General features: G+C 68.9%; 18 protein-coding genes. 4 read left to right on the forward strand and 14 right to left on the reverse strand.

Going from position 1 to position 24,434, the window contains the following annotated elements:
- Nucleotides 1–201: 201 nt before the first annotated feature.
- From HUA75_RS32600 to HUA75_RS32665, 14 genes are all read right to left on the reverse strand, one after another.
- Entirely contained in the window at nucleotides 202–1,155 is a 954-nt protein-coding gene (locus HUA75_RS32600) for an aldo/keto reductase (protein WP_174488592.1), read from the reverse strand.
- A 57-nt stretch (nucleotides 1,156–1,212) separates the two neighbouring features.
- Nucleotides 1,213–2,382, reverse strand: coding sequence for an alkaline phosphatase PhoX (locus tag HUA75_RS32605; protein ID WP_141641817.1), 1,170 nt, complete (start codon nucleotides 2,380–2,382; stop codon nucleotides 1,213–1,215).
- An 83-nt stretch (nucleotides 2,383–2,465) separates the two neighbouring features.
- Entirely contained in the window at nucleotides 2,466–2,732 is a 267-nt protein-coding gene (locus HUA75_RS32610; RefSeq protein ID WP_141641818.1) for a DUF5985 family protein, read from the reverse strand.
- 12 nt (nucleotides 2,733–2,744) lie between these two features.
- Nucleotides 2,745–3,005, reverse strand: a complete 261-nt coding sequence (locus tag HUA75_RS32615) for a DUF5985 family protein (protein WP_141641819.1) — start codon at nucleotides 3,003–3,005, stop codon at nucleotides 2,745–2,747.
- Nucleotides 2,998–3,402, reverse strand: a complete 405-nt coding sequence (locus HUA75_RS32620) for a hypothetical protein (RefSeq protein WP_141641820.1) — start codon at nucleotides 3,400–3,402, stop codon at nucleotides 2,998–3,000. Before HUA75_RS32620 ends, HUA75_RS32615 begins: the two co-directional genes overlap by 8 nt.
- 30 nt (nucleotides 3,403–3,432) lie before the next feature.
- Nucleotides 3,433–4,539, reverse strand: coding sequence for a two-component system response regulator (locus tag HUA75_RS32625; protein ID WP_174488593.1), 1,107 nt, complete (start codon nucleotides 4,537–4,539; stop codon nucleotides 3,433–3,435).
- Nucleotides 4,536–5,090, reverse strand: a complete 555-nt coding sequence (locus tag HUA75_RS32630; RefSeq protein ID WP_141641822.1) for a chemotaxis protein CheB — start codon at nucleotides 5,088–5,090, stop codon at nucleotides 4,536–4,538. The genes HUA75_RS32625 and HUA75_RS32630 overlap by 4 nt, the downstream gene beginning before the upstream one ends.
- Nucleotides 5,087–5,920 (reverse strand): CheR family methyltransferase, encoded by an 834-nt coding sequence (locus HUA75_RS32635; RefSeq protein WP_174488594.1) that lies wholly within the window; start codon nucleotides 5,918–5,920, stop codon nucleotides 5,087–5,089. The genes HUA75_RS32630 and HUA75_RS32635 overlap by 4 nt, the downstream gene beginning before the upstream one ends.
- The gene (locus HUA75_RS32640; protein WP_174488595.1) at nucleotides 5,917–11,820 is read right to left on the reverse strand and encodes a HAMP domain-containing protein; all 5,904 of its coding nucleotides are present in this window, start codon (nucleotides 11,818–11,820) and stop codon (nucleotides 5,917–5,919) included. The genes HUA75_RS32635 and HUA75_RS32640 overlap by 4 nt, the downstream gene beginning before the upstream one ends.
- Before the next feature lie 230 nt (nucleotides 11,821–12,050).
- A complete protein-coding gene (locus HUA75_RS32645; RefSeq protein WP_174488596.1) occupies nucleotides 12,051–12,872 on the reverse strand; it encodes a hypothetical protein in 822 nt (273 codons plus the stop codon).
- Nucleotides 12,873–12,895: 23 nt separating this feature from the next.
- A complete protein-coding gene (locus HUA75_RS32650; protein ID WP_141641826.1) occupies nucleotides 12,896–13,270 on the reverse strand; it encodes a two-component system response regulator in 375 nt (124 codons plus the stop codon).
- Between the two features lie 25 nt (nucleotides 13,271–13,295).
- On the reverse strand, nucleotides 13,296–14,732 hold the full coding sequence (locus HUA75_RS32655) for an ATPase domain-containing protein (RefSeq protein ID WP_246137080.1): 1,437 nt from the start codon (nucleotides 14,730–14,732) through the stop codon (nucleotides 13,296–13,298).
- A gap of 99 nt (nucleotides 14,733–14,831) precedes the next feature.
- On the reverse strand, nucleotides 14,832–15,470 hold the full coding sequence (locus tag HUA75_RS32660) for a hypothetical protein (protein ID WP_174488597.1): 639 nt from the start codon (nucleotides 15,468–15,470) through the stop codon (nucleotides 14,832–14,834).
- On the reverse strand, nucleotides 15,467–16,063 hold the full coding sequence (locus tag HUA75_RS32665; protein WP_174488598.1) for an RNA polymerase sigma factor: 597 nt from the start codon (nucleotides 16,061–16,063) through the stop codon (nucleotides 15,467–15,469). The genes HUA75_RS32660 and HUA75_RS32665 overlap by 4 nt, the downstream gene beginning before the upstream one ends.
- A 228-nt stretch (nucleotides 16,064–16,291) precedes the next feature.
- On the opposite strand from HUA75_RS32665, the gene HUA75_RS32670 reads away from it, so the two are divergent.
- The 4 genes from HUA75_RS32670 to HUA75_RS32685 are packed head-to-tail and all read left to right on the forward strand — an operon-like array spanning nucleotide 16,292 to nucleotide 24,331.
- Nucleotides 16,292–17,938, forward strand: coding sequence for a SulP family inorganic anion transporter (locus tag HUA75_RS32670; RefSeq protein ID WP_174488599.1), 1,647 nt, complete (start codon nucleotides 16,292–16,294; stop codon nucleotides 17,936–17,938).
- 9 nt (nucleotides 17,939–17,947) lie between these two features.
- Nucleotides 17,948–21,529, forward strand: a complete 3,582-nt coding sequence (locus HUA75_RS32675; protein ID WP_174488600.1) for a DUF2309 domain-containing protein — start codon at nucleotides 17,948–17,950, stop codon at nucleotides 21,527–21,529.
- Nucleotides 21,516–22,871 (forward strand): NADH-quinone oxidoreductase subunit L, encoded by a 1,356-nt coding sequence (locus HUA75_RS32680; RefSeq protein ID WP_174488601.1) that lies wholly within the window; start codon nucleotides 21,516–21,518, stop codon nucleotides 22,869–22,871. Before HUA75_RS32675 ends, HUA75_RS32680 begins: the two co-directional genes overlap by 14 nt.
- On the forward strand, nucleotides 22,868–24,331 hold the full coding sequence (locus HUA75_RS32685; RefSeq protein WP_174488602.1) for a proton-conducting transporter membrane subunit: 1,464 nt from the start codon (nucleotides 22,868–22,870) through the stop codon (nucleotides 24,329–24,331). The genes HUA75_RS32680 and HUA75_RS32685 overlap by 4 nt, the downstream gene beginning before the upstream one ends.
- Nucleotides 24,332–24,434: the final 103 nt, after the last annotated feature.

Genomic DNA, 24,434 nt, shown 5'->3' on the forward strand with positions numbered 1-24,434 from the left:
GCAGGTGGACCACGATGGAAGAGAAGCGCCGCGCGACATCAGACCCCGAGCTAAAAGCGTCCCGGACGCGGCAACAATGCCGCCCGTCTCCGCGGACGGGGAGACTGTCCAGTGTCGGACCCGCGGGACGTTGAGTGCCTTTCGAGTGAAGGGCCCCGCGCGCGGCGCGTACGGAATGACTCGGGCCGGGAGGTCGCTGACTCAACCCACGTCGGACGCCATCGACGGGTTCCACCACACGGCGCCCTTCCCATCGATGGCCGCCTTCGCGCGTTCGCGCACGTCGGTCAGCTCCTCCACGGACAGGGGCCGCGCCGAGTGGACCGCGCCGAGCGCCGCGTCCTGTTCGTTGGGGTGGCTCATCCCCATCAGCATGACGTCCGGGTCCAACGTCAGCGTGTAGTGCACGCACTCCTCCACGCTCAGGTGCGGCAGCACGGGCACGTCGCGGTCCTCGCGTCCGCCAGAGCCCACCTTGCCGCGCGGCCGGGCCTCCAGCGGTCGGCCATAGCCCTCCGTGTCGCCCAGGAGCTTGCCCGCGCCGAACGTCTTGAACGACACCACGCCCACGCCGCGCGAGCGCGCCAACGGCAGCACGTCCCGCACGTAGCGAAGGTCCACGAAGGGCCCCAGCGGAAACATCACCACGTCGCACAGCCCGGAGTTCACCGCCGCGCGCAGCACGTCCGGGTGGTGACTGGAGATGCCCCGGAAGCGCGCCTGCCCCGCGCTCACGCACCGGCCCAGTTGCTCCAGGCCGCCGCCCGGCGCGGCCAGCTGCTCCCACGCGGCCAGCTCCGATACGGCGTGGAAGGCGAACAGGTCCACCGCCGCGTGGCCCAGCCTCCGCAAGCTGGCCTCCACCTGCGGCGCCACCGGGGCGTCGAGCACGTCCACCTTGTCGATGAGGAAGACGCCCTCGCGCCGGCCGCGCAGGGCCTCGCCCACCACCTCCTCGCTCAACCCCTCCTCGTAGTTGGGCGCGGTGTCGATGACGTTCAGCCCCGCGTCCAGCGCGCGGCGCAGCGTGGCGACGAGCGACTCCCGGGGCGCCGAGCGGTCGGCGATGTCACCGATGCCCACCGCCGTGGCGACGAAGCCGGTGCGGCCCAGCGCGCGGCGGGGCGTGAAGCGGGGAAGCGGATTCGCGGACATGCCTCCGGTTGTGCAAGAGCGCCCCTCACGTCGTCAAGGCGCTCGGCGCGGGAAGGTTCAGCGGAAGGGACCGGAGACCTCGAACGTCACGCCCGCGTTGCTGGAGTTCGTCGCCCCGCGCTGCGAGCTGAAGTACAGCCTGCGTCCATCCGGGCTGAAGGCCGGGCCCGTGAGCTCCGAGCCCGCGTGGCCCAGCACCCGCAGGAAGCTGGCGACGATGCGCTGGGGCCCCGGGGTGATGAGACAGATTTCCCGGTTGTCGCCGTCCTCCGCCACGAACAAATCCCCCGAGCGCGACACCACCACGTTGTCCACGCCCCTCAACGGCGAGCCCGGATACAGGGACGCGGCGTAGATGACCTCCAGCTTCCCCGTGGCCGGCGTGTGCGCCCACACGCGGTTGTCGCCCTTGGTGGTGACGTAGATGACGCCGCCGTCGTACCAGCAGCCCTCGCCGCCGTTGAACACCGTCGTCCGCGCCGCCACCTCCGGCTGGAGCGACGCCGGCTTGTTCGCGGCGCAGGCCACCCAGCTCACCGTCGCCGTTCCCGTCAGCGCATCCCCCGTCACCCGGGCCGCCTCCAGCGTGCCCGCCGCCAGCACCGGCCACGCGGACGGAGTGAAGCGGTACAGGCGCCCATTCGGTTGGTCCTCCGTCAGGTAGAGCCGTCCACCGTCCGGGTCCACCGCCACCGCCTCATGGGGGAACGTGCCGAGCGCGCCGCGCACCACGCCCTGCGAGGCCTTGGCCGGGTTGCACTCCCAGACGCGCCCGCCGCTGTGCTCCTCGCACGACAGCCACGTGCCCCAGGGCGTCGGCCCTCCCGCGCAGTTCATCCGCGTGCCGGACAGGATGCGGTACGCCGCCACCACGCTCCCGCCTCCGCTGAAGCGCAGCGCGCTGGCGCCCCCGGGGAGTCCCTCGCTGTTGGACACGTACACCCAGCCGCCGTCCGGCCGCGCGAAGCAGGCACCACCGTCCGGCGCGGTGTGCCACACGTAGCCCGTGTTGCCGACCGTCTGGCCCGAGCGGGCGATGATGCGCGAGGTGAAGCCCGCGGGCAGTCGCAGGCCGTTGACGTCCGCGCTCCCGGACATCGCCCCGTAGGGACTGGGCCCCGACTGGGCCGGCGCCGCATAGGCCTCCTTCCAGAACGAGGGGCCCCAGGCGAGCGCTCCACTTCCGAGCGCGGAAAGACGAAGGAAGCCACGGCGACTCAGACGCATGTGCGGGTTCTCCTGTGCGAGCAGGAAAACCACCCACCCCTCCCCTCACCACTGAACGCGACGCGAGCGTGAGGCCCGCGACATCACCCGCGTCGACTCGCGCGATTCTTGTCCCAGATGGCGTAGAGGATGATGAGGAAGGCGACAAGCCGCGCCACGTAGAGGTAGTAGCGGCGCTCGTCCAACGAGTCCATCAGCGACGACACCGCCGAGTTCGCGCCCAGCAGCGCGAAGGCCACCGCGAAGAAGCCGAACAGGCGCTCGTGCGACTGCTTCCAGAAGCGCAGGAAGAACAAGGCGCACGCCAGCCACCCCATCGCCGTCGCACCGTTGAGCATGGACCTGAGCATGGGCGAGCTACCTCACGAGGCGTCCCAGATGAGGCCGAACAACAGGATGGAGACACTGGCCAACGTGGCCAGCAGGCGCGGCATGTACAGGTCGATGGTGGTCGGCAGAATCACCAGGTCCACGAAGAGCAGCACGTTGCTGACCGCCATGCCCACGAAGCACAGCCCGCTCCACAAGAGCAGTCGGGACTGGCTGCTCTTCCAGGCGCGCAGCAATAGCACCGCGCACGCCACGCTGGTCAAGGCACAGAGGATGTAGACCGCCTCAGCCATGGTCGCCGTCCTTGTCCTTCTTGAGCACGAAGGCTTCCGCGAAGCCCCGGACCTTGTCCAACGGCCGGGAGAAGATGAAGGAGATGACCGTCACCCGCCGCGCACCGTACACCGCCGCCAGCTCCGTCACCGCCTGCACGTCTTCGGAACTCTCGGGACTGAAACGATAGACGGGCACGGCTCCGCCGTCGCTCACCAGCAACCTGCTCGCGGTGAGGTCCGCCAGCCTCGCGGCCGCGGAGGGTTCTGTGATGCGCAGCTCCAGGCTCACCGATGACGCGGTCCACTCCCGTCCAGGCTGGGCACGGAGCAAGAGAAGCACCTCCAGCTTCTCCAGCGAGTCGATATGCGTCGTGATGAAGCGCTGGACCCGCGGGGGTAGTCCGGCGTCGCTCACGAAGCCAACATGCTCCCGTTATTTTGTGCGTCAACCTTTTCCCGCATGGGGGTGTTCAGCTTCGGTCGCGGGGAGGTCCTTCGGCTGGTCGCTCCGCATCGTGGGGAGCGGGCCCTGTCCGGCCTCCTGCTCCGTCGGCGTGGAGACGGGGGGCACCAGGTGTCGCAGGCCCTCGACGAGCTGCTGTGTGGCGCTGGGGCCCGTCACGTCGAGGAGCGCGAGCAGCACCGTCTCCGGATGCCCGTACATCTTCGGCAACAGCGTGCTGTAGGCGCGCACCGAGCCCCGCTGCCCACCCAGCTCCCAGTCCACGTGAAGCCCGTGGAGTGCCTCGCCCCGGGCCGCGCGCATCAGCGGCTGCGCATCCTGGGGCAAGGGGTCGCCATCGCGTCCCCGGACGATGACGCCTTCATGCAGGCCCGGCGCTTCGCGATACGCCAGACATCCGCCGGCCAGTCCCTGGGCGGCCCGGTTGGCCAGCAGGGTGTGGCCGCTGCCCGGCTCCACCAGGGCCAGGGCCGTGGGCAGCGCGGCGAGCACGGCTTCCAGCCAACGCTGCTGGTTGCGGTGCGACTCCATCTCCCGGCGCAGGTGCTCCTCGCGCGTCCGGGTCCGCTCCGCCTCCATGCGCCGGTGGGCCTCCGCCAATTCGCCCTCGTGCTCGCGCCGCTGCGTCTCGCGCAGCGCCTCCGCCTGACGCCGCACCAGCTCCGTCTTGCGGAACAGGTCCACGAAGACGCCCACCTTGGAGCGGAGGATTTCCGGCTCGTAGGGCTTGAGCAGGTAGTCCACCGCGCCCACCGCGTACGCGCGCAGCTCCGGGAGCTGGCCGCGCGACAGGGCGGTGAGGAAGAGGATGGGCGTGTTGCGGCTGCGCTCGCGCTCGCGGATGAGACTCGCCGTCTCGAAGCCGTCCATTCCCGGCATGACGACATCCAGGAGGATGGCGGCGAAGTCCTGGGTGAGCAGGTGGCGCAGCGCCTCGCGGCCACTTCGCGCGGAGACCAGCTTCTGCCCCAGCGGGGCCAGCGTCGCCTCCAGCGCCAGCAGCCCCTCCGGCTGGTCGTCCACCAGGAGGATGTGGACGGGCTCCATGGAGAACACGGGGCCGCGCTCGCGCGAGGGCGCGGCGCTCATGGCTGCACCCGGCCGCGCGGCACATAGGCCAGTCGCGTCAGCCACCCTCCCACCTCGGAGAGAGACAGGCGCTCCACCTCGCCCTCCTGTCCCTCGCCGCCGTCGGACTCGCCCATCACCACCGCCACGCGTCCGCCCCGGCCCCTCAGGAAGCTCAAGCCCTCCTGTCCGTCGTCGTGGCCGGAGAAGAGCAGCCCCGCGGCCGCGGCGCCGTAGCTGTCCGCCGCGGACTCGAAGAGGGCGTCGATGGCGGGACGACAGCCGTGCTCCGGCGACTCCACGGACAGCGCCACGCAGCCCCGGTCCACCAGCAGGTGGTAGCCCCAGGGCGCCAGGTACACGCGCCCCGGCACCAGGTCCTCCTTGTCATCCGGCTCCACCACGGGCAGCGCGCAGCGGCGCGCCAGCGGCGCGGCCAGCACGTCATGCGGCCCCCGGTGCAGGACAATGACGACGGGCGCTGGCAGCTGCGCCGGCAACTGGGAGAGCAGCGTCTCCACGTCCGCCCCCGCGCTCCGGGGCGCCCCCACCACCAGCAACCCCACGCTCATGACACCCTCCGGAAGATGCGACCGCTGCCTTCCAGCTCCTCGTAGGCGGCGACGTGTGGAGTGCGCGCCAGCGACTCCTTGCGTCCCAGACACAGGAAGCCGAAGCGGGCGAGGCTCTCATACAGCCGCGTGTGCACCCGGTTGTGCAGGGCGCGATTGAAGGACAGCAGCGTGTCCCGACACACGATGACGTGGAACTCGTTGAACGAGCCGTCGATGGTCAGGTTGTGCTGGGTGAAGAAGATGCCGTCGCGCAGCCTGGGGTGGAGCAGCGCCCAGTTGCCGTCGCGGGTGTAGGAGTCGGACAGCGAGCCCCGCCCACCCGACTCCGCGTGGCGGCGCGCGTCGTCCTCGCCGGGCAGCGGCAGCACGCCGGTGCGAGCATCCGCCAGCAGTCCCTCGCTGGCATCGGACGCATAGAGCCGGCAGCGGCTCCACAGGCCCTCTTCGTGCAGGAGGATGGCCAGGGCATAGGTGTCCTCACCGGTGCCGCAGCCCGCGTGCCAGACGCGCACGGACGGCCAGGTGCGCAGCACGGGCACCACGCGCGTGCGGAAGTCTCGGAAGAAGGCCGCGTCCGAGAAGAGCCCGGGCGGCGTGCTGGAGAGCGCGCGCAGCAACCCCTCCAGCGCCTCGCCGTCGTGCAGCACGCGGGCCTGGAGCGCGGAGAAGGACTCCAGGCGCTCCTCGCGCAGGTGGCGCCGCAGCCGCCGCAGCAATTGCGGCCGGGAGTGGCTGCGCAAATCGAAGCCCCAGTGTCGGGCCACGCCCTCCAGGAGCAGGTCCGCCTCCAGGGCCTCCAGCGCCGCGACCGAGGCGCCCGCGCTCACCCGGAGACCTCCGTGCGCGAGCCACGCGCCTGGGCGCCTCGCGGCGCGTGCAGCCAGACGCGCAGCAGGCTGAGCAGCTTTTCGATATCCACCGGCTTGGTGATGTAGTCGGACGCGCCCGCCTCCAGGCACTTCTCCCGGTCCCCCTTCATCGCCTTCGCGGTGAGGGCGAGAATCGGCAGGTGCGCCACGCGCTCCATGCGGCGGATGGCGCGCATGGCCTGATAGCCATCCATCTCCGGCATCATCACGTCCATCAACACCAGCTCGATGTCCGCGTCCTTCTCCAAGAGTCCCAGCCCCTCGCGCGCGCTCTCCGCGAAGGCCACCTTCATGCCGTAGCGCTCCAACACGGTGTTGAGGGCGAAGATGTTGCGCACGTCGTCGTCCACCACCAGCACCTTGCGGTTGACCAGCAACGGGTCTCTCTCGCGCGCCTTCTCCAGCATCCGGCGCTTGGACTCCGACAGGTTGGCGGGCGAGCGGTGCAGGAACAGGCTCGTCTCCTCCAAGAGGCGCTCGGGGCTCTGCGCGTCCTTGACGACGATGGCCTCCGCCACGCGGCGCAGCTCCGTCTCCTGCGCGCGCGACAGCTCGCGGCCCGTGTAGACGATGATGGGCGGTCCCCCCGCGCCATGCACCTCGCGCACGCGGCGGATGAGCTCCGTGCCGGGCAGGTCCGGCAGGCCCAGGTCCAACACCATGCAGTCGAACCTGCGCTCCGCCAGCGCGGCCAGCGCGTCCGCCGCTGTGCCCACCGCCACCGTCTGCACGTCCTCGCTGCCCAAGAGCTCCAGCAGCGTCTGTCGGTGGACGGCGTCGTCCTCGACGATGAGCAGGCCCCGGCCCTTGCGCTCCACGAAGTCGCGCAGGGAGGCCAGCGCCGCGGCTGCGGCATCCGGGTCCGCCGCCGCGCGCAGGTGGCCGATGGCGCCCAGGTTGAGCGAGCGCTCGCGGTGGTCCTCGTCGGACACCGTGTACACGGGCAGCGCGCGGGTGCCCGCGTCGTGCTTGAGCCTGTCCAGCACCACCCAGCCCGCCATCTCCGGCAGGTCCAGGTCCACCGCCACCGCCACCGGCCGCGCGTTGCGCACGGCGTCCAGCGCGCCCTCCACCTCCGTGGAGACGAGCACCTTGAAGCCCGCCCCCTGCGCGGCCGCGCGCAGCCGCGCCGCGTGCTCGGCGGCGTGGGTCACCGCGAGCAGCACCTTGTCACCGGGCTGGATGGAGCCCCGGTCGTCGTCGATGCCCAGCGACGCCAACGAGACGGGGGGCGCCACTTCCTCGATGTGGAGCGGCGGCACCAGGGAGGCCGTGTGGGCCAGGGCGGCGGCCACGGGGACGGTCCGGGAGGTGTCCTGTCCCGGCCGGTCCGCGACGAAGTCGAGCGGCAGGTACAGGGTGAAGACGCTGCCCTGGCCCGGCTCGCTCTCCAGTCGGATTTCGCCGCCGAGCAGCCTCGCGATTTCACGGCTGATGGACAGGCCCAGGCCGGTGCCGCCGTACTTGCGCGCGGTGGAGCCGTCGGCCTGCTGGAACGCCTCGAAGATGATGTGGTGCTTGTCCTTGGGGATGCCGATGCCCGTGTCTCGCACGGAGAAGGACACCACCGAGGGCGCGGTGGAAAGCACCGGGTGGTCCGCCGTCCAGCCACCCCGCGCCATGCCGATGTCGAGCGACACGGAGCCGGACTCGGTGAACTTGAAGGCGTTGGACAGGAGGTTCTTGAGCACCTGCTGGAGCCGCTTGGCGTCCGTCTCCACCTCGCCCGCCATGCCCGGCGTCAGGTCGATGTCGAACTGGAGGCCCTTCTTGTCCGCCACCTGCCGGAAGGTGCGGTCCACGAACTCGCGCAGGTCGCTGAAGCGCAGCGGGCCCACGTCCACCGTCATGGTGCCGGACTCAATCTTCGACAGGTCGAGGATGTCGTTGATGAGTTCCAAGAGGTCCGCACCGGAGGCGTGAATCGTCCGGGCGAACTCCACCTGCCGCCCCGTGAGGTTGCCCTCCACGTTGTCGCTGAGCGTCTGGCTGAGGATGAGCAGCGAGTTGAGCGGCGTGCGCAGCTCGTGGCTCATGTTCGCCAGGAACTCCGACTTGTACTTGGACGTCAGGCTGAGCTGCTCCGCCTTCTCCTCGAGCGCGCGCTTGGCCTGCTCGACTTCGCCGTTCTTCCGCTCCACCTCCGTCTTCTGCTCGGAGAGCAGCTTCGCCTTCTCCTGAAGCTCCTCGTTGGTGCGGCGCAGCTCCTCCTGCTGACGCTTGAGCAGCTCCTCGGACTGCTGGAGTGACGTGGCCTGCTGTTCCAGGCGCTTGTTCGTCTCCGTCAGCTCCTCCTGCTGCTTGCGCAATTCGTCGGTGAGCGCCTGCGACTGCTTGAGCAGCGCCTCCGTGCGCATGTTCGCGGCGATGGTGTTGAGGACGATGCCGATGGACTCCGTGAGCTGCTCCAGGAAGCCCAGGTGCACGTCGCTGAAGCGGTGGAACGAGGCCAGCTCGATGACGGCCTTGATTTCCCCTTCGAAGAGCACCGGCAGCACGACGATGTTGCGCGGAATTTCTTCACCCAGGCCGGAGGAGATGCGGATGTATGTATCCGGCACGTCCGACAGGAGGATGGGTTCCTTCTCCAGCGCGCACTGGCCGACCAGCCCCTCGCCCAGCCTGAAGGAATTGGAGAGCCCCTTGCGCTCCCGGTACGCGTAGGACGCCAGGAGCTTGAGAATCTGCTCTCCGGCCTCGGCGCGGTCGGAGATGTAGAAGACGCCGTGCTGCGCGTCCACCAGCGGCGCCAGCTCCGACAGGATGACCTTGGACACCGTGAGCAAATCCCGCTGCCCCTGGAGGACGCGGGTGAACTTGGCCAGGTTCGTCTTCAGCCAGTCCTGCTCCGTATTCTTCCGCGTGGTGTCCTTCAGGTTGCGGATCATCTCGTTGATGTTGTCCTTCAGGGCGGCCACTTCGCCCTGCGCGGACACGGTGATGAACCGTGTGAGGTCGCCCTTCGTCACCGCCGTGGCCACCTCGGCGATGGCGCGCACCTGCGTCGTCAGGTTCGCGGCGAGCTGATTCACGTTGTCGGTGAGGTCGCGCCAGATGCCGGCCGTGCCGGGCACGCGCGCCTGTCCGCCCAGCTTCCCTTCGATGCCCACCTCGCGGGCCACCGTCGTCACCTGGTCCGCGAACACCGCCAGCGTGTCAATCATGCCGTTGATGGTGTCCGCCAGCTCGGCGATTTCCCCCTTCGCGTCCACGACGAGCTTGCGCTTCAAGTCACCGTTGGCGACCGCCGTCACCACCTTGGCGATGCCGCGCACCTGCGTGGTGAGATTGGACGCCATGGAGTTCACGTTGTCCGTGAGGTCCTTCCACGTACCGGCGACACCCTTCACCTCCGCCTGTCCGCCCAGCTTTCCTTCCGTGCCGACCTCGCGCGCGACGCGAGTCACCTCCGAGGCGAAGGACGAGAGCTGGTCCACCATCGTGTTGATGGTGTTCTTCAGCTCCAGGATTTCCCCCTGCACGTCCACGGTGATTTTCTTGGAGAGGTCACCGCGAGCCACCGCCGTCGTCACCTCGGCGATATTGCGCACCTGCGCGGTGAGGTTGGACGCCATGGAGTTCACGTTGTCCGTGAGGTCCTTCCATGTGCCGGCCACGCCCTTCACGATGGCCTGGCCACCCAGCTTGCCCTCGGTGCCGACCTCGCGCGCCACGCGCGTCACCTCGGACGCGAACGAGTTGAGCTGGTCCACCATCGTGTTGATGGTGTTCTTCAGCTCCAGAATCTCGCCGCGCACATCCACCGTGATTTTCTTGGACAGGTCTCCATTCGCCACCGCCGTCGTCACCTCGGCGATGTTGCGCACCTGAGCCGTCAGGTTGGACGCCATGGAGTTCACGTTGTCGGTGAGGTCCTTCCACGTACCGCCGACGCCGCGCACCACGGCCTGTCCGCCCAGCTTTCCTTCCGTGCCGACCTCGCGCGCCACGCGAGTCACCTCGGACGCGAACGAGTTGAGCTGGTCCACCATCGTGTTGATGGTGTTCTTCAATTCCAGAATCTCGCCGCGCACGTCGACGGTGATTTTCTTCGACAGGTCTCCGCGGGCCACCGCCATCGTCACTTCGGCGATGTTGCGCACCTGCGACGTGAGGTTGGACGCCATCGAGTTCACGTTGTCGGTGAGGTCCTTCCACGTCCCACCGACACCACGCACCACGGCCTGTCCACCCAGCTTCCCCTCGGTGCCGACCTCCTTCGCGACGCGCGTCACCTCCGAGGCGAACGACGAGAGCTGGTCCACCATCGTGTTGATGGTGTTCTTCAACTCCAGCACCTCGCCGCGCGCATCCACGGTGATTTTCTTCGACAGGTCGCCCTTGGCGACAGCCGTCGTCACGTCCGCGATGTTGCGCACCTGCGCGGTGAGGTTGGAGGCCATGGAGTTCACGTTGTCCGTGAGGTCCTTCCATGTGCCACCCACGCCGCGCACCACGGCCTGTCCACCCAGCTTGCCCTCGGTGCCGACCTCACGCGCCACGCGCGTCACTTCCGAGGCGAAGGAGTTGAGCTGGTCCACCATCGTGTTGATGGTGTTCTTCAGCTCCAGGATTTCCCCCTGCACGTCCACGGTGATTTTCTTGGAGAGGTCTCCATTGGCCACCGCCGTCGTCACCTCGGCGATGTTGCGCACCTGCGACGTCAGATTGGACGCCATGGAGTTCACGTTGTCCGTGAGGTCCTTCCACGTGCCGGCGACGCCCTTCACCACGGCCTGACCGCCCAGCTTGCCTTCCGTGCCGACCTCGCGCGCGACGCGCGTCACCTCGGAGGCGAACGAGTTGAGCTGATCCACCATCGTGTTGATGGTGTTCTTCAGCTCCAGAATCTCGCCGCGCACATCCACCGTGATTTTCTTGGACAGGTCTCCATTCGCCACCGCCGTCGTCACCTCGGCGATGTTGCGCACCTGCGACGTCAGGTTGGACGCCATGGAGTTCACGTTGTCCGTGAGGTCCTTCCACGTGCCGCCCACGCCCTTCACCACGGCCTGGCCGCCGAGCTTTCCTTCCGTACCGACTTCACGCGCCACGCGCGTCACTTCCGAGGCGAAGGACGAGAGCTGATCCACCATCGTGTTGATGGTGTTCTTCAGCTCCAGAATCTCACCGCGCACGTCCACGGTGATTTTCTTGGAGAGGTCGCCCTTGGCCACCGCCGTCGTCACCTCGGCGATGTTTCGCACCTGGGACGTGAGGTTGGAGGCCATGGAGTTCACGTTGTCCGTGAGGTCCTTCCACGTGCCGGCAACGCCCTTCACCCGGGCCTGTCCACCGAGCTTTCCTTCCGTGCCAACCTCGCGCGCCACGCGCGTCACTTCCGAGGCGAACGCGCCCAGTTGCTCCACCATCCCGTTCACCAGGCGGGCAGTGCGCAGGAACTCGCCCTTGAGGGGACGACCATCCACCTCCAGCGCCATCGTCTGGGACAGGTCGCCCTTGGCCACCGCGCCGATGACGCGGCCCATCTCCGTGGTGGGCTGGACCAGGTCCGCCACCAGCGTGTTCACCGACTCCACGCAATCCGCCCAGGAGCCCACCGCGCTCGCCACGTTGGCACGCTGGGTGATGCGGCCCTCCTTGCCCACCCCGCTGCCAATGCGCTCGAACTCATGCGCCATGCGCTCGTTGAGCTCGATGATTTCGTTGAGCGAGTCGGCCACCTTGCCGGCGTTGCCCACCTTGTCCACGGGCATGCGCACGGAGAAGTCCCCCTTGCGCACGGCGGTCAGCACACGCAGGAGCTGGCGCGAGTCCAGTGTGTCGGAGTCGTCCTCCACGGAGCGCGACGGCGGCGGAGGCGCGGCGCGACGAGAGACACCCTTCTTCACAGTCATTGAGAGCCCCAGCGCGTTCCCGCGAGCACAGCCCCCTCGGCTGTCGGGAACGGAATGTTTCGGAAGGGCTCCGTTCTCCCGCGACTCTCCGGGCGGGGATAGTCCCCTCGGGAGGGCCGGCTGACAGGCACTCGACACTGCGGCTTCGCTTCGTGAGCCAGCCGACACTTGCCCCACGGACCCAATGACGCCGTGTGAAATGCGGAACGACTCCGCCAGAGCCCGCGAGCTTAGTGACGCAGCCGGGGCGCCGGGGCCCGGACGTGGACCTCCATGCGCGCATCCCCCGCCACCACGCTGCTCAAGACTTCCTGCTGCTCGGGAGACAGCCGCGCCACGGCCCGCAGCGCGGCCACCAGCAGCAGCGCCTCCACCGAGGACGGCACGCCCACGCCCTCAGGCCCCGTCTTCAGCGGCATGGGCAAGCGGGGCACCCGGCCCGCGGAGGCCAGCGCCTCCACGGCATAGGCCGGCGACGTGTCCAGCGTGACGGCGATGGCGGGCAGCTCCTGCGCGGCATCGGCCTGCCCCCGCGCCTGCATCTCCATCAACATCTGGAGCGCGCCCGGCTTGAAGTACAGCGCCAGCCCCGCCCGGCCGTCGTCCATGTTGAAGACGCACCCCTCGAAGGTGTGCGTCAGCGGCCCTGAGACCGCCACCTCGAAGGGCTGGCTGTCGTCCCAGTGCGTCCACGGCCGCGCATCCCAGTACTCGGTCGCCGCCTGGACGAAGAGCAGCGCCTTGTCCGAGCCCAGCGCGGACAACCCTCGCTGTCCCCACGCCAGGAACGTGGCGATGGCCGCGCGCGACGAGAGGGCCGCCGGGGGAGGCTCCGCCACCGCCACGCCCAACACCGCGCCCGCCTCCGCGAGCTGGGGCTCACACCGCACCCCGCCCAGGTCCTCCAGTCCCTCCAGCAACACCCGCAGGCCCGAGGTGTCGTCCTGCTCGAAGACGGGCTGGGACGGCTCGCCAGTCTCGGTGATGCGCAGATAGACCTGCGTGCTCCCTTGAGAGAGCGGCACGGGACCGAGCTTGAGCAGATAGAACATGGGGCCTGTCGGCGGCGTTCGCGTCAGCCGGAGAGAGCGCGCTTGCCGTCCAGGGCCTTGCGGACCTGCTTCATCAGCGCGGGAATGTCGAAGGGCTTCTGGAGGAAGGGAATGCCCGGGTACTGGGCCCGCAACGCTCCCACGTCCACCGCGCTCATGCACAAGAGCGACACACCGGCCCAGTTCGGTTCCGCGCGGATGCGCTCGATGAGGGCGGGGCCGTCCAGCACCGGCATCATCCAATCGGTGAGGACCAGGTCCGGACGCAGCTCGCTCATCCGCTCCAGCGCCTCACGGCCATGAGAGGCCGTCAGCACACGGTAGCCCTCCTCCCTCAGGAGGTCCGCGAGGGCTTCCAGGATGCCTTGCTCGTCATCCACCACCAGGACCGTCTCCATACGGGCGGGCTTCACTCCTCACGAATCAGGGATGGCCACCGGTCCGGTGTCGGGCAAGGCCCGTCAACAGGGTGTCCAGGGCAACGTCGAAGGGAGGCAGTACCTCGATTCCTTGTCGGGAGATGATGAACTCCCGGATGGAGGGGTCGTACTCGGTGTCCCTCAGCTTGAAGATGCTCAGCAGGCGGCGAAGTCGCCCCTCCAGCTCCACGTGCCTCAGGAAGAAGAGGTTCTCCGCCACGGCGGAGGGGCCGACTTCCAGCGGCATGTCGAGCGCGGGCCCGAAGAGGCGGGGCGTCTCCAGGCTGAAGATGGTCGTCGCGCACGACAGGCGCAGCTCCTGGGTGAGCGCCGCGAAGAACGAACTCATCCGCGAGCCATCCGGGGAGGCCTGGCTCATCGCGCTCAACCCATCCACGAACACCCGCGACACCTGGTGCCGCCGCACCGCGCTCAAGAGTTGGTCCGCCAGCACATCCAGGATGGATTCCGCGGGGGGTTGCCAGAGGATGTGCATCCTCCCGTCCTTGACCGCCCCACCCATGTCCATGCCGGCGGCAGCCGCCTTGTGGAGCAGCCGTTCGGGCGACTCATAGAAGCCCATGTACAAACAGCGCTCACCCCGCTTCAGCCCCTCGGCGAGCAAGCTGCTTCCCATCAGCGTCTTGCCACTGCCGGGAGGCCCGAGCATCAGCGACGTGGAGCCCTTGGCCAGCCCGCCCGGGAAGAGCGCATCCATCGACGGGATGCCGAAATGCACCCGCTCGCTCCCCGGGTCCGGCGGCGGGGTGCGCCGCATGCGCGCCTCCAGCCGGGGGAAGACCTCCAACCCATCATTGGAGATGCGGAAGGTGTGCACGCCGCTCAGGGTGGCGCCCCCCCGGAACTTGCGCACCTGGAGCTCTCGCCACGAGCGCACGCCCAGGGTGCGCTCGCGCAACTCCAGGATGCCGTCCACCATGGTGTATTCCGGATGGACGGTGGGGCCGTTGGAGCTGGTGAGCATCAGCGCGGTGAAGCGGGACAGGCCCGCGGACACCTGCAGCTCGTGGATGAACTTCTTGAAGTCGCGACTGCTGCCGGCCGCCTCCTGCGCCTGCACCAGACCGTCCAACACCAGGATGCTGGTGTTGTGGTTGCGCACCTCGCGCCGCAGCAACTCCAGCAGGCCGGGCAGGCCCTGCTCCTCCAGCGTGCGGAAGCCGCTGACGTAATAGACACTCTCCGGCAGCAGCGCGGAGTCGAAGAACGCCATGTCGCGCATGTTGGCGAGCATGCGAGCGTGCGACTCGGCCAGCAGCGTGACGTAGAGGCACCGCGCCCCTCCACGTCCCTGGTGGTAGCAGAGCTGGTTGGCGAAGAGCGTCTTGCCCGCCCCGGGCTCACCGACGACGATGTAGACACCCGAGGTGACGAGGCCACCACCCAGCACGCCGTCGAGGCCGGGCACGCCAGTGGTCACGCGCGCGTCCTGCCGCGGCGCTTGCTCGGAAGGAGACATGGACGGGCTCATACCGCAAAACCCGGCGTCCGCGCCCCTGGATTGGTTACAGGGGTGGGTTCAGGGGGGACCGGCCTGGTCGGCGACCACCACGAAGTGCTCCTGGACGTGTCGCACATCCGAGGCGTGCGACACCCGGAACTCGTAGCGGCCCGGCTTGTCGATGCGCACGCGCAGGGGCGTGGCGGCGGCTCCGGTCCGCGCGGTGAACTCGTGCACGCAGCGGGCCTCGTCGCAGTCCACCTTCGCGAGCGAGGGCGCATCTCGCAGCCGGGGATGGAAATCCAGCGGGGGCGGCGTCTCGAGCCAGACGGTGGCGGGCTCTCCGGAGTGGACGCCGTGGGCCCAGGGCAACTCCAGCCAGCCGGCTCCATCGCCTGGAAGTCGAAAGGCGACCTCCCTCGCGGGCAGGAGTTCAGGGCTCAAGGGTCCACTCTCATCCCCTCGCGCGAGCAGCAGCAGGGCCAGCGCGCCCGCCAGCGCCGCGCCCACCAGCACGCGCGCGGCGGGATGGTGCGACAGGGCTCTTGGGGTAGGTGTCTGCGTTGGCTCGCGCCCACGGGAGTGCTCGGCCCGGATGAGCGCGGCCTGGAGCCGGGCCCGCAGGTGGGGCGAGGGCTTCTCGCCCCGAAGCGCCTCCAGCGCCGCGCGGACCTTCTCGGGAAGTGGCGGTGGCCCGCCCTCATCCTCGGTGCTCATGGACGGCCTCCCTCGCTGACAGTCTGAGCCTGACGGCTGGAGGACTCCGTGAACAACACGCCCAGCCGCGCCCGGCCCCGAGAGTGTCGACTCTTCACCGTGCCCAGGGGCAGCGCGAGCACCCGCGCCACCTCCTCGTAGTCCAGGTCCTCCACGTCACACAGCAGCACCACCAGCCGGAACTTCTCAGGCAGCGCGTGCAGACACGCCAGCACCAGCTCCGCCTCCTCGGCGCCGCACAGCCGTGCCTCCGGGTCCGGCTGCTCGGTTCCGCCCTCGAAGAGCGAGCCCAGCACCGACGAGGCCCCTTCCAGCACCGAGTCCAACAGCGAACGCCGCCGCGCCTGCGTGCGCCGGTTCTCCAGGAACTGGTGTCGCGCGATGCCACACAACCAGCCCAGCCACGAACCCGAGTCTCGCGAATCCCAGTTCAGGAAGGCCCGCACCAGCGAGTCCTGGAGCAGGTCCTCCGCCTCCTGCCGGCTGCGACACAAGGCCAGGCAGAAGCGATGGAGCCGGGGCAACAGCGGCTCCACCACGACCTCGAATCGCTCTCGCGCACCGAGCTCCGCGGGCGACTCACTCTGTTTCATTTTCAATCCAGACACGACACCGCCCACGAACCCATCCCCCAAGAAACCAAGACATCCCAGACGGGTGATGACCTGCTCATAAAGAGCGCGTCCCGCATCAGCCGTAAAAACGCGAAGTAAAGCAAGTCCGGGAACCGGAGCGCGTCTCGTTCCATCTCTCGCTGTCGAGGGGGCTGGGCTCGCGCTGGGAGGCGATGTCCGCCCGTGTACACGGGAGGCCGTGACGTCATGCGAGGCTCGCAGTCCAATGTCAGTCATTCTCATGGAACCCCGGGGCAGGCTTCCTGGAAGCAGGACTTCGTCGCGGGCTTCCTCGTCTTCCTGCTCGCGTTGCCCTTGTGTCTGGGTATCGCGATGGCGAGCGGCTTTCCGCCCGTGGCGGGCATCCTCACGGCGGTGGTGGGCGGAGTGCTGTCGACGTGGGTGGGCAGCGCGCGGCTGACCATCAAGGGCCCGGCCGCGGGGCTCATCGTCATCGCGCTCGGGGCGGTGACGGAGCTGGGCGGAGGGGACGCGGTGCTCGGCTACCGTCGCGCGCTGGCGACCATCGTGGTGGCCGCGTGCCTCCAGGTGCTCTTCGCGGTGCTGCGCGCGGGGAGGCTGGGGGACCTGTTTCCCTCGGCGGTGGTGCACGGGATGCTCGCGGCCATCGGCGTCACCATCTGCGCAAGACAGGTCCACGTGCTGCTCGGGGTGTCACCCGTGGCGCGGACGCCCCTGGGGTTGTTGGCGGAGGTGCCGAGCAGCGTGGCGCGGCTGAACCCGGAGATTGCACTCATCGGAGGGCTCAGCCTCCTGTTGCTGTTCGGCCATGCGGCGCTCTCCCAGCGGGTGGCGTGGCTCAAGCGGGTGCCGGCGCCCCTGCTGGTGCTGGCCGTCGCTGTACCGCTGGCGCTCGGGTTCGACCTGGAGCACGCACACACGTTCACCTTCTCCCATGCGGTCTTCTCGGTGGGGCCAGGCCATCTGGTGAACCTGCCGAGCAACCTGCTCGCGGCCATCACCTTCCCGGACTTCTCCACCGTGCCGAGCGTGCTGGGGCTCAAGTACGTGGTGATGTTCGCGTTGGTGGGCAGCGTGGAGTCGCTGTTGACGGTGAAGGCGGTGGACCTGCTGGCCCCGGAGCAGCGCCGCTCGGATTTGGACAAGGACTTGTTGGCCACGGGCCTGGGCAACCTGGTGGCGGGGTTGCTGGGCGGGCTGCCGATGATTTCAGAGGTGGTGCGCAGCTCCGCCAACCTGGGCTACGGCGCGAGGAGCCGGCTGTCGAACTTCTTCCACGGCGTGTTCCTGTGGGGGTTCGTGGCCTTCGCGCCGGGACTCATCCACCGCATTCCGCTGGCCGCGCTCGCGGGGATGCTCATCTTCACGGGCGTCCGACTCGCGTCGCCGGGTGAGCTGGTGAAGGCGTACCGGATTGGCGCGGAGCAGGTGCTCATCTTCTGCTTCACGCTCATCGTCACGCTGGCCACGGACCTGCTGGTGGGCGTGGCCTCGGGCATCGTCCTGAAGGCGGGCGTGCATCTGCTCAACGGGGCTTCACCGAGGGAGCTCTTCCGCCCCGACATCCAGGAGCAGGTGGGCGCGGACCAGGTGGTGCTGCGGGTGCGGAGCGCGGCGGTGTTCACCAACTTCCTGACGTTCAAGAAGCTTCTGAACCGGCACGCTCTCGTCCGGATCATCGAGGTGGACCTGACGGAAGCCCGCCTCGTGGACCACACGGTGATGCAGCGGCTGCACGAGCTGGAGGCGGAGCTGTCGCGGGAGGGGCGACAGCTTCGAGTGCTCGGGTTGGAGCAACACCGGGGAATGTCCTCGCATCCGCTGTCCGCGCGGAAGAAGGCGCCGAGCGGCAACCTGGGGCTCACGCCCTGAGGGGACACCATGAGCCACGCTCCCTGTCCCACTTCGTCCCCGTCCCCGGAGGACCGGGGTTCAAGGCTGCGCGCCGCGTTGGCCGGCGCCAGCCACGTCCTTCCCGCCCAGGGTCCCATCGGCGTGTTCGTGCACCACAACACGCTGCACGCGTATCAACACCTCCCGTTCCACGAGGCGGTGGCCACCGCGAGCAAGACGTTCGGCGCGGAGGGATATCTGTCCGAGGCGCGCTTTCTCGAGCTGTACCGGCGAGGCCGCATCACCGACGAGGACTTGCGCGCAGTGCTCGCGGAGCCCGAGTACCGCGTGCCACCCGCTCCCTTCTCCGCCGATGCGGAGAGACAGAGCGCCGCATTCACGGCGCAGGACGCGGCTCCCGCCGAGTGGGCAGCGCGGTTCGCGGACTCAACGAAATGGAGTGCCTTCTTCACCGACGAGCCATGCTCGGCGCAGGCGGTCGCGGCCCCAACAGGACAGGCTGTCCACTTCACCCTCGAGCCAGGCCTGGCACCGGCCGCGCGGCGAGACGCACGCGCATCTGCGTCGAGACTTTTACGGGACGCGCAATCGGTGCTGGGCGGCTTGCCGCCACGCGCCCCCATGGAGCTGATGCGGCTCGCCCTGCTCCACCCCGTGGAAGTGGAGTCGGAGGCGTCACTGCGCTGGAAGCTGGAGGAGCACTCCGCCGCGTACCGCCTTCGAGCGGACCTCTCTCCGACGACGCGTCACGCGCTGCTGGAGCGCTCAGCCCAGGGGCTGCGCATCTGGATGGACCGGGTGGGACGAGGCTGGACGATGACGGAGCTGGCGTGCGCGCTGCTCGGTCCCGACGTGGAGTCCACCGTTCGCGCGGTGGCGAGCCACGTCCCCCGTCCTCTTCCCGTGGACGTGGCGCTGCGACTGCTGGGCATCCCCGCAGCCCGTGCGAGCGCATATGTCGACCGGGTCTCCGCCCTGCTCGACGGAGAGACCTCGTTCACGAGGGAAGACTGGCTGAGCGCGGAGGCGTCCTGTGTCACTTCGGCGTTGGCCTCGGCCTTCGGAGGTGATGGGAGCCTGGGCTCACTCCGTGAGCGCATGGAGACCAATCCCGAGCCCTTCGCGGTGAGTGCCCTCTGGTCCAGTTGCCGCACGCCGCTGCTGACGACCAAGGGACACGACAAGCCTCCGATGACGGACGTGCGCAGCCACCGCGAGTTGCTGTGCGAGGCCACGGGCGAGGATGTGAACGACCTGCTTCATCCCCTGCTCATCCGTGCCTGCGCGGCCTTCCTGGACGAAGGCGTCTCGCACTGGAACCTGCCAAGCCGGGAGCACGGCTTCCACGCGGCATGGAGGTCAATGACGTGCGACGGGCTTGGCGCCGCACCGGACTGGCTGGAGGGACTGGAAGACGAACCGTCACTCGCGCCAGAGGATGCCGTACTGGAGGCACTCGACGCGCTGGGTGTTCCCGAAGCCGACTGGGAGCCCTATCTCGTCCGCGTGCTGCTCGCGCTGCCGGGCTGGGCGGGGATGTTTCATCGACTGGAGCACCACCCCGGGGACCGCCCCAGTGGAGCACCACCCGCGCGACTGATGGACTTCGTCGCGGTGCGGCTCACCCTGGAACGACATGCACTGCGCGAGGTGGCGAGGCAGCGACTCGACTACACAGGTCCCCTGTCGGGACTGGCGGAGGCCGCGAGACGCACCATCGAGTCCACGCGGGTTTCAGCGCGCTCGACATTGGAGGGAAGCTGGCGACTCTTCCAGTGGGCTCAGCTCATGGGCCTGTCCGCGATGGACGTGGCCGAGCTTCCCCTCCGAGCCCGACACGAGCTGCTCACGTGGCTGGAAGCCTTCGACGCCAGCGCGCGCCAACGCGTGTGGCAAGCGGCGTACGAGCATCACTACCGAAGAGAGGTCTGTCGAGGTCTCGCGCGCAACCGCCTCCGCCCGGAGTCCGAGCGCACGGTGACGGCAGCGCGCTTCCAGGTGATGTTCTGCATGGACGACCGCGAGGAGTCCTTTCGCCGCCACTTCGAGGAACTGGACGCGCGACACGAGACCTTCGGCATCGCGGGCTTCTTCGGTGTGGCCTTCGACTACCGGGGACTGGACGACGTGGGCCACGTCGCGCTGTGCCCGGTGGTCGTCACCCCGGCACATGTCGTGGAAGAACAAGCGCGACCGGAGCACCAACCCCTCGCGGAAATCCGAGTCAGGAGACGAGGGCTGTGGGCACGCCTCGACCAGACGTTGCAGCAGGGCACCCACGCCCTGGAGGTCTCCTGGTTGCTCGTGCCGCTGCTCGGCCTGCTGTCCGCGCTGCTCCTGCCCTGGCAGCTCCTCTTTCCACGCGCACTGGGCAGGCTGCGGAGGACCTTCTCCGCGACACTCCTTCCCAGGCCGCCCACTCGACTCACGAGCCTGCGCGAGCCAACCACCCACCGTCCCTCACCCACGCTCAAGCCCCTGGGCTTCACCCTCGACGAGAAGGCGGCGCGCGTGGCCGCGTCGCTGGAGAGCCTGGGACTGGTGAAGGACTTCGCGCCGTTGGTGGTGGTGCTCGGCCATGGGGCGGCGAGCGTCAACAATCCCCATCAGGCGGCCTATGACTGCGGCGCGTGTGGCGGTCGGCACGGAGGACCGAACGCACGACTCTTCGCGGAGATGGCCAACCGTCCGGAGGTCCGCGCGAGGCTCCGGGAGCGCGGCCTTCACATCCCGGACACCACCTGGTTCATCGGAGGGCTGCACAACACCACCACCGATGAAGTGTGCCTCCACGACACCGAGGCCCTCCCCGACGCCCTCCATTGTGAACTGTCCGCGCTGCGTGCCGCGTTGGACCGTGCCCGCGCATTGTCAGCCCAGGAGCGCTGTCGGCGCTTTGAGTCCGCGCCCCTCGGCCTGTCTACCTCCGCGGCGCTCCGGCATGTCGAGGCTCGCGCGGAGGACTTGGGTCAGCCCCGGCCCGAGCTGGGGCATGTCACCATCGCGTCCTGCATCGTGGGCCGTCGAGCGCTCACGCGAGGTCTGTTCCTGGACCGGAGGGCGTTCCTCATCTCCTACGACCCGACGCGGGACGCGAGCGGCGAAATCGTCGAGCGCATCCTCCTGGCGGCGGGCCCCGTCGGCGCGGGCATCAGCCTGGAGTACTACTTCTCCTGCGTCGACAACGAGCGCTACGGCTGCGGCACCAAGCTGCCCCACAACCTCACGGGCCTGCTCGGAGTGATGGACGGCACAGAGAGTGACCTGCGCACGGGGTTGCCTCGGCAGATGATTGAAATCCACGAGCCGATGCGATTGCTCCTCGTTGTCGAGGCGAGCACCTCGGTGCTGTCGGCCATCCTCGCGCGACAGCCCGCGCTCCGCGAGCTCATCCATCATCAGTGGGTGCAGCTCGTGAGCGTGGACCCGATGACGGGCGCGCAGCATCGCTTCACGCCCTCCGGGTTCCAGTGGCTCGCGACACCGGAGACATCGTTGCCGGAGGTGGCCTCCTCGCCCCACTGGTACCGAGGCCACCGCGACTTCCTGCCCCCTGCCCTCATTCTCGCGCCGCGCTCCTTCGGAGAAGACCGTCATGCCGCTCCCTGAGCTTCCCGTGGACTGGCTCGCGGCGGCGGTGCCGCTGAGTCCCCTGCTCGCCTTCTTCATCCTTGGAGCGGTGATGCTGCTCCACCGCGCTCCCAGCGAACGCTGGATGGCGCGCTGGGTACTGGGGGCGCTGTGGCTGTCACTGGCGTGTGCGGTGGCCACGGTCCTCCACTGGCGCTCCCAACCCGGGGACGTGCAGGTGAGCCTGGGCCCGTGGTTCTCCTCGGGTGAGTCGAGCTTCGAGATGACACTCCACATTGACCGGTTGTCGGCGACGATGATGCTGCTGACGAGCACCCTGACCCTGCTCATCGGCCGCTTCTCGGTGAGCTACCTGCATCGAGAGCCGGGCTTCGCGCGGTTCTTCCTGCTGCTGGCGATGTTCTCGTCGGGGATGTTGTTGCTGGTGGAAGGCGGCAGCCTCGACATGTTGTTCGTGGGCTGGGAGTGGGTGGGGCTCGCGTCGGCGCTGCTCATCGGCTTCTTCCATGAACGGGCCGCGCCACTGAGCGCGGGGCTCCGGGCCTTTGGAACCTACCGACTCTGTGACGTGGGCTTGCTGGCGGGGCTGGTGTGGCTGCATCACCTCGCGGGCACGACCGAGTGGACTCACCTCTCCGCGATTCCGTCGACGACGCTGAGCCTGTGTCTGGTGCTGGCGGCCATGGGGAAGTCGGCGCAGTTCCCCTTCAGTGGCTGGCTGCCTCGGGCCATGGAGGGCCCTACGCCGTCCAGCGCGCTGTTCTACGGAGCGCTCTCCGTGCACGCGGGCCCATATCTGCTGCTGCGCGCGGCACCGCTGCTGGAGCAGGCACCCCTGGCCAGGGGAGCGCTGGTGCTGGTCGGATTGCTCACGGCCCTTCACGCCACCCTGGTGTGGCGGGTGCAGACAGATGTGAAGAGCGCGTTGGCGTATGGCGTGCTGACGCAGGTGGGATTGATGTTCGCGGAGGTGGGCCTCGGGCTGTACACGCTCGCGCTGTTCCATCTGGTGGCACATGCCTGTTTGCGCTGTCTTCAACTCCTCCGAGCACCTTCCGCCCTGAGGGATGTCCAGGCACGGCGCGCGGCGCTCCGAGACACACGGGCACCCTCCATCGTCACGGTCCACAGGTGGCTACCCACGAGGCTCTACCGCTTCGCACTGGAGCGATTCGCGCTCGAGGTCCTGACGGAACGCTGGCTGGTGAAGCCCGTGCTGCGCCTGGGGCACCGGTTGGATGAAGCAGAGCGCCGCTGGATGGACATGCTCGATGCCGGAGCACCACGCCCGGTTCCCGTCCAACCCGCGTCGCGTCCCACCGAGTCCGCATCGAGCAATCCCACCCCGGGGGCCGCATGAGCCCGACGATTCTCCTGACCCTCCTGGTGTCACTCCCTCTCGTGGGCGTCTTGTTGCTCACAGTGCCGCGTCAACACACGTTGGCCCGCATCACCGCCACGGGCACCGCGGCCCTCACCCTGGGGCTCGCCATCGCGGCGCTGCTCATCGCGGGAAGCGAGACACCTGCCTCCGGAGTCACGGCGCCCTGGCTCGGCGTGACCTGGCGCCTTGGCGTGGACGATGCGGGCGCGCTCGCGCTGCCACTCACCGCGCTGCTCACCCTCGTCACCATCGTCGCGAGTCCCCGCCACTCCTCCGGCCAGCGGTTGCTCACCGCACTGCTCATCACCGAGAGCGCCACCCTGGGCTTCTTCTGTGCACGCGACCTGCCGCTCCGACTCGGCTTCTTCCTCGCCATGGCGGCACCTCTGGCGGCACAGCTCGCTCGCGAAGGACGAGCCTGGCGCCCGGTCCGCGCGTACCTGCTCGCAGGAACCCTGCCCCTCATGCTGGCCGTGGCGCTGGTGGGGCTGCTGAGCTGGCACACGGGAGTAGCGACACCGCGAGACTCGCTCGTCAGAGACCTCCCTCACGGCTGGCGCATGGGACTCTGCACGCTGCTCCTCGTGAGCGTCTGCGCGCGACTGGCGGTGGTGCCCTTCCATTCCTGGCTGCCCGTCCTGATGACCCGAGGCCCCCTCTGCGTCGGCGTCCTCTGGATGAACCTCGCCGCGAGCCTCCAGTTGCTGACACAAGTCATCCGACCGCTCCTGCCCGAGGAGTGGGCCACCGTGGCTCCCGCGCTGGGAAGCCTGGGAGCCGGCGCCGCGCTCTACGGCGCGCTGCTCGCGCTCGTCCAGACAGACCTGCGCCGCATGTTGGCCTTCCTCCTCGTGAGTCAGTCCGGCCTGCTGCTCGCGGGCGTGACGCTGGGTGGTCCCACCGGGCTCCCCGGGGCCTGGCTCCAATGTCTGTCCATGGGCCTCACCTTCACGGGCCTGGAGCTCGTCGTCCGCGCCATCGAGGCGCGCACGGGCACCACGAACCTGGACCCACGCAGCGGGCTCACGGTCCGAGCGCCACGCATGGCCACGGTCTTCCTGCTGCTCGGCCTCGCCGCCCTGGGCTTCCCGGGCACGCTCGGCTTCGTGAGCGAGGACCTCCTCCTTCGAGGCACGCTCGGAGCACATCCCCTGCTCGCGCTGCCGCTGCTGCCGGCGCTCGCGCTCAATGCCATCACGTTCCTGCGAGCCTTCCAGCGCGCCTTCCTGGGCCCACGCCGAGTCCCCAGCACGCCTGCTTGCACCGAGGACCTCCTGCCCCGCGAGCGCTGGACGATGCTGACGTTGGTCGCCCTCCTCTGCGTGAGCGGCCTGTGGCCCTCCGTGCTCGCGCATCCACCCATCGCGCCGGGGCGCTACTCGTCGCTCTCCGCCTCATTCCATTCCGGGGGGAGCACCACTCCAGGGAACAGGTGACCCCGAAAGCGCCCGCTCTCCCGCCGCGTGCCAATGCGCGAGGAGTGTCTGGCATCACTCGCGGACGTGCCTACCGTCAACGAGAGGCCACGTGGAATCGGAG

The organism is Myxococcus sp. CA040A (assembly GCF_013336725.1).
Taxonomy (GTDB): Bacteria; Myxococcota; Myxococcia; order Myxococcales; family Myxococcaceae; genus Myxococcus; species Myxococcus llanfairpwllgwyngyllgogerychwyrndrobwllllantysiliogogogochensis.

Bases quoted from the DNA above. Each gene is read 5' to 3' on its own strand.
- HUA75_RS32630 (WP_141641822.1), bottom strand. From the start codon at position 5,090: ATGAGCGTGGGGTTGCTGGTGGTGGGGGCGCCCCGGAGCGCGGGGGCG.
- HUA75_RS32640 (WP_174488595.1), bottom strand. From the start codon at position 11,820: ATGACTGTGAAGAAGGGTGTCTCTCGTCGCGCCGCGCCTCCGCCGCCG.
- HUA75_RS32675 (WP_174488600.1), top strand. From the start codon at position 17,948: ATGAGCCACGCTCCCTGTCCCACTTCGTCCCCGTCCCCGGAGGACCGG.
- HUA75_RS32650 (WP_141641826.1), bottom strand. From the start codon at position 13,270: ATGGAGACGGTCCTGGTGGTGGATGACGAGCAAGGCATCCTGGAAGCC.
- HUA75_RS32670 (WP_174488599.1), top strand. From the start codon at position 16,292: ATGCGAGGCTCGCAGTCCAATGTCAGTCATTCTCATGGAACCCCGGGG.
- HUA75_RS32665 (WP_174488598.1), bottom strand. From the start codon at position 16,063: ATGAAACAGAGTGAGTCGCCCGCGGAGCTCGGTGCGCGAGAGCGATTC.
- HUA75_RS32600 (WP_174488592.1), bottom strand. From the start codon at position 1,155: ATGTCCGCGAATCCGCTTCCCCGCTTCACGCCCCGCCGCGCGCTGGGC.
- HUA75_RS32660 (WP_174488597.1), bottom strand. From the start codon at position 15,470: ATGAGCACCGAGGATGAGGGCGGGCCACCGCCACTTCCCGAGAAGGTC.
- HUA75_RS32625 (WP_174488593.1), bottom strand. From the start codon at position 4,539: ATGAGCGCCGCGCCCTCGCGCGAGCGCGGCCCCGTGTTCTCCATGGAG.
- HUA75_RS32605 (WP_141641817.1), bottom strand. From the start codon at position 2,382: ATGCGTCTGAGTCGCCGTGGCTTCCTTCGTCTTTCCGCGCTCGGAAGT.
- HUA75_RS32680 (WP_174488601.1), top strand. From the start codon at position 21,516: ATGCCGCTCCCTGAGCTTCCCGTGGACTGGCTCGCGGCGGCGGTGCCG.
- HUA75_RS32615 (WP_141641819.1), bottom strand. From the start codon at position 3,005: ATGGCTGAGGCGGTCTACATCCTCTGTGCCTTGACCAGCGTGGCGTGC.
- HUA75_RS32610 (WP_141641818.1), bottom strand. From the start codon at position 2,732: ATGCTCAGGTCCATGCTCAACGGTGCGACGGCGATGGGGTGGCTGGCG.
- HUA75_RS32645 (WP_174488596.1), bottom strand. From the start codon at position 12,872: ATGTTCTATCTGCTCAAGCTCGGTCCCGTGCCGCTCTCTCAAGGGAGC.
- HUA75_RS32685 (WP_174488602.1), top strand. From the start codon at position 22,868: ATGAGCCCGACGATTCTCCTGACCCTCCTGGTGTCACTCCCTCTCGTG.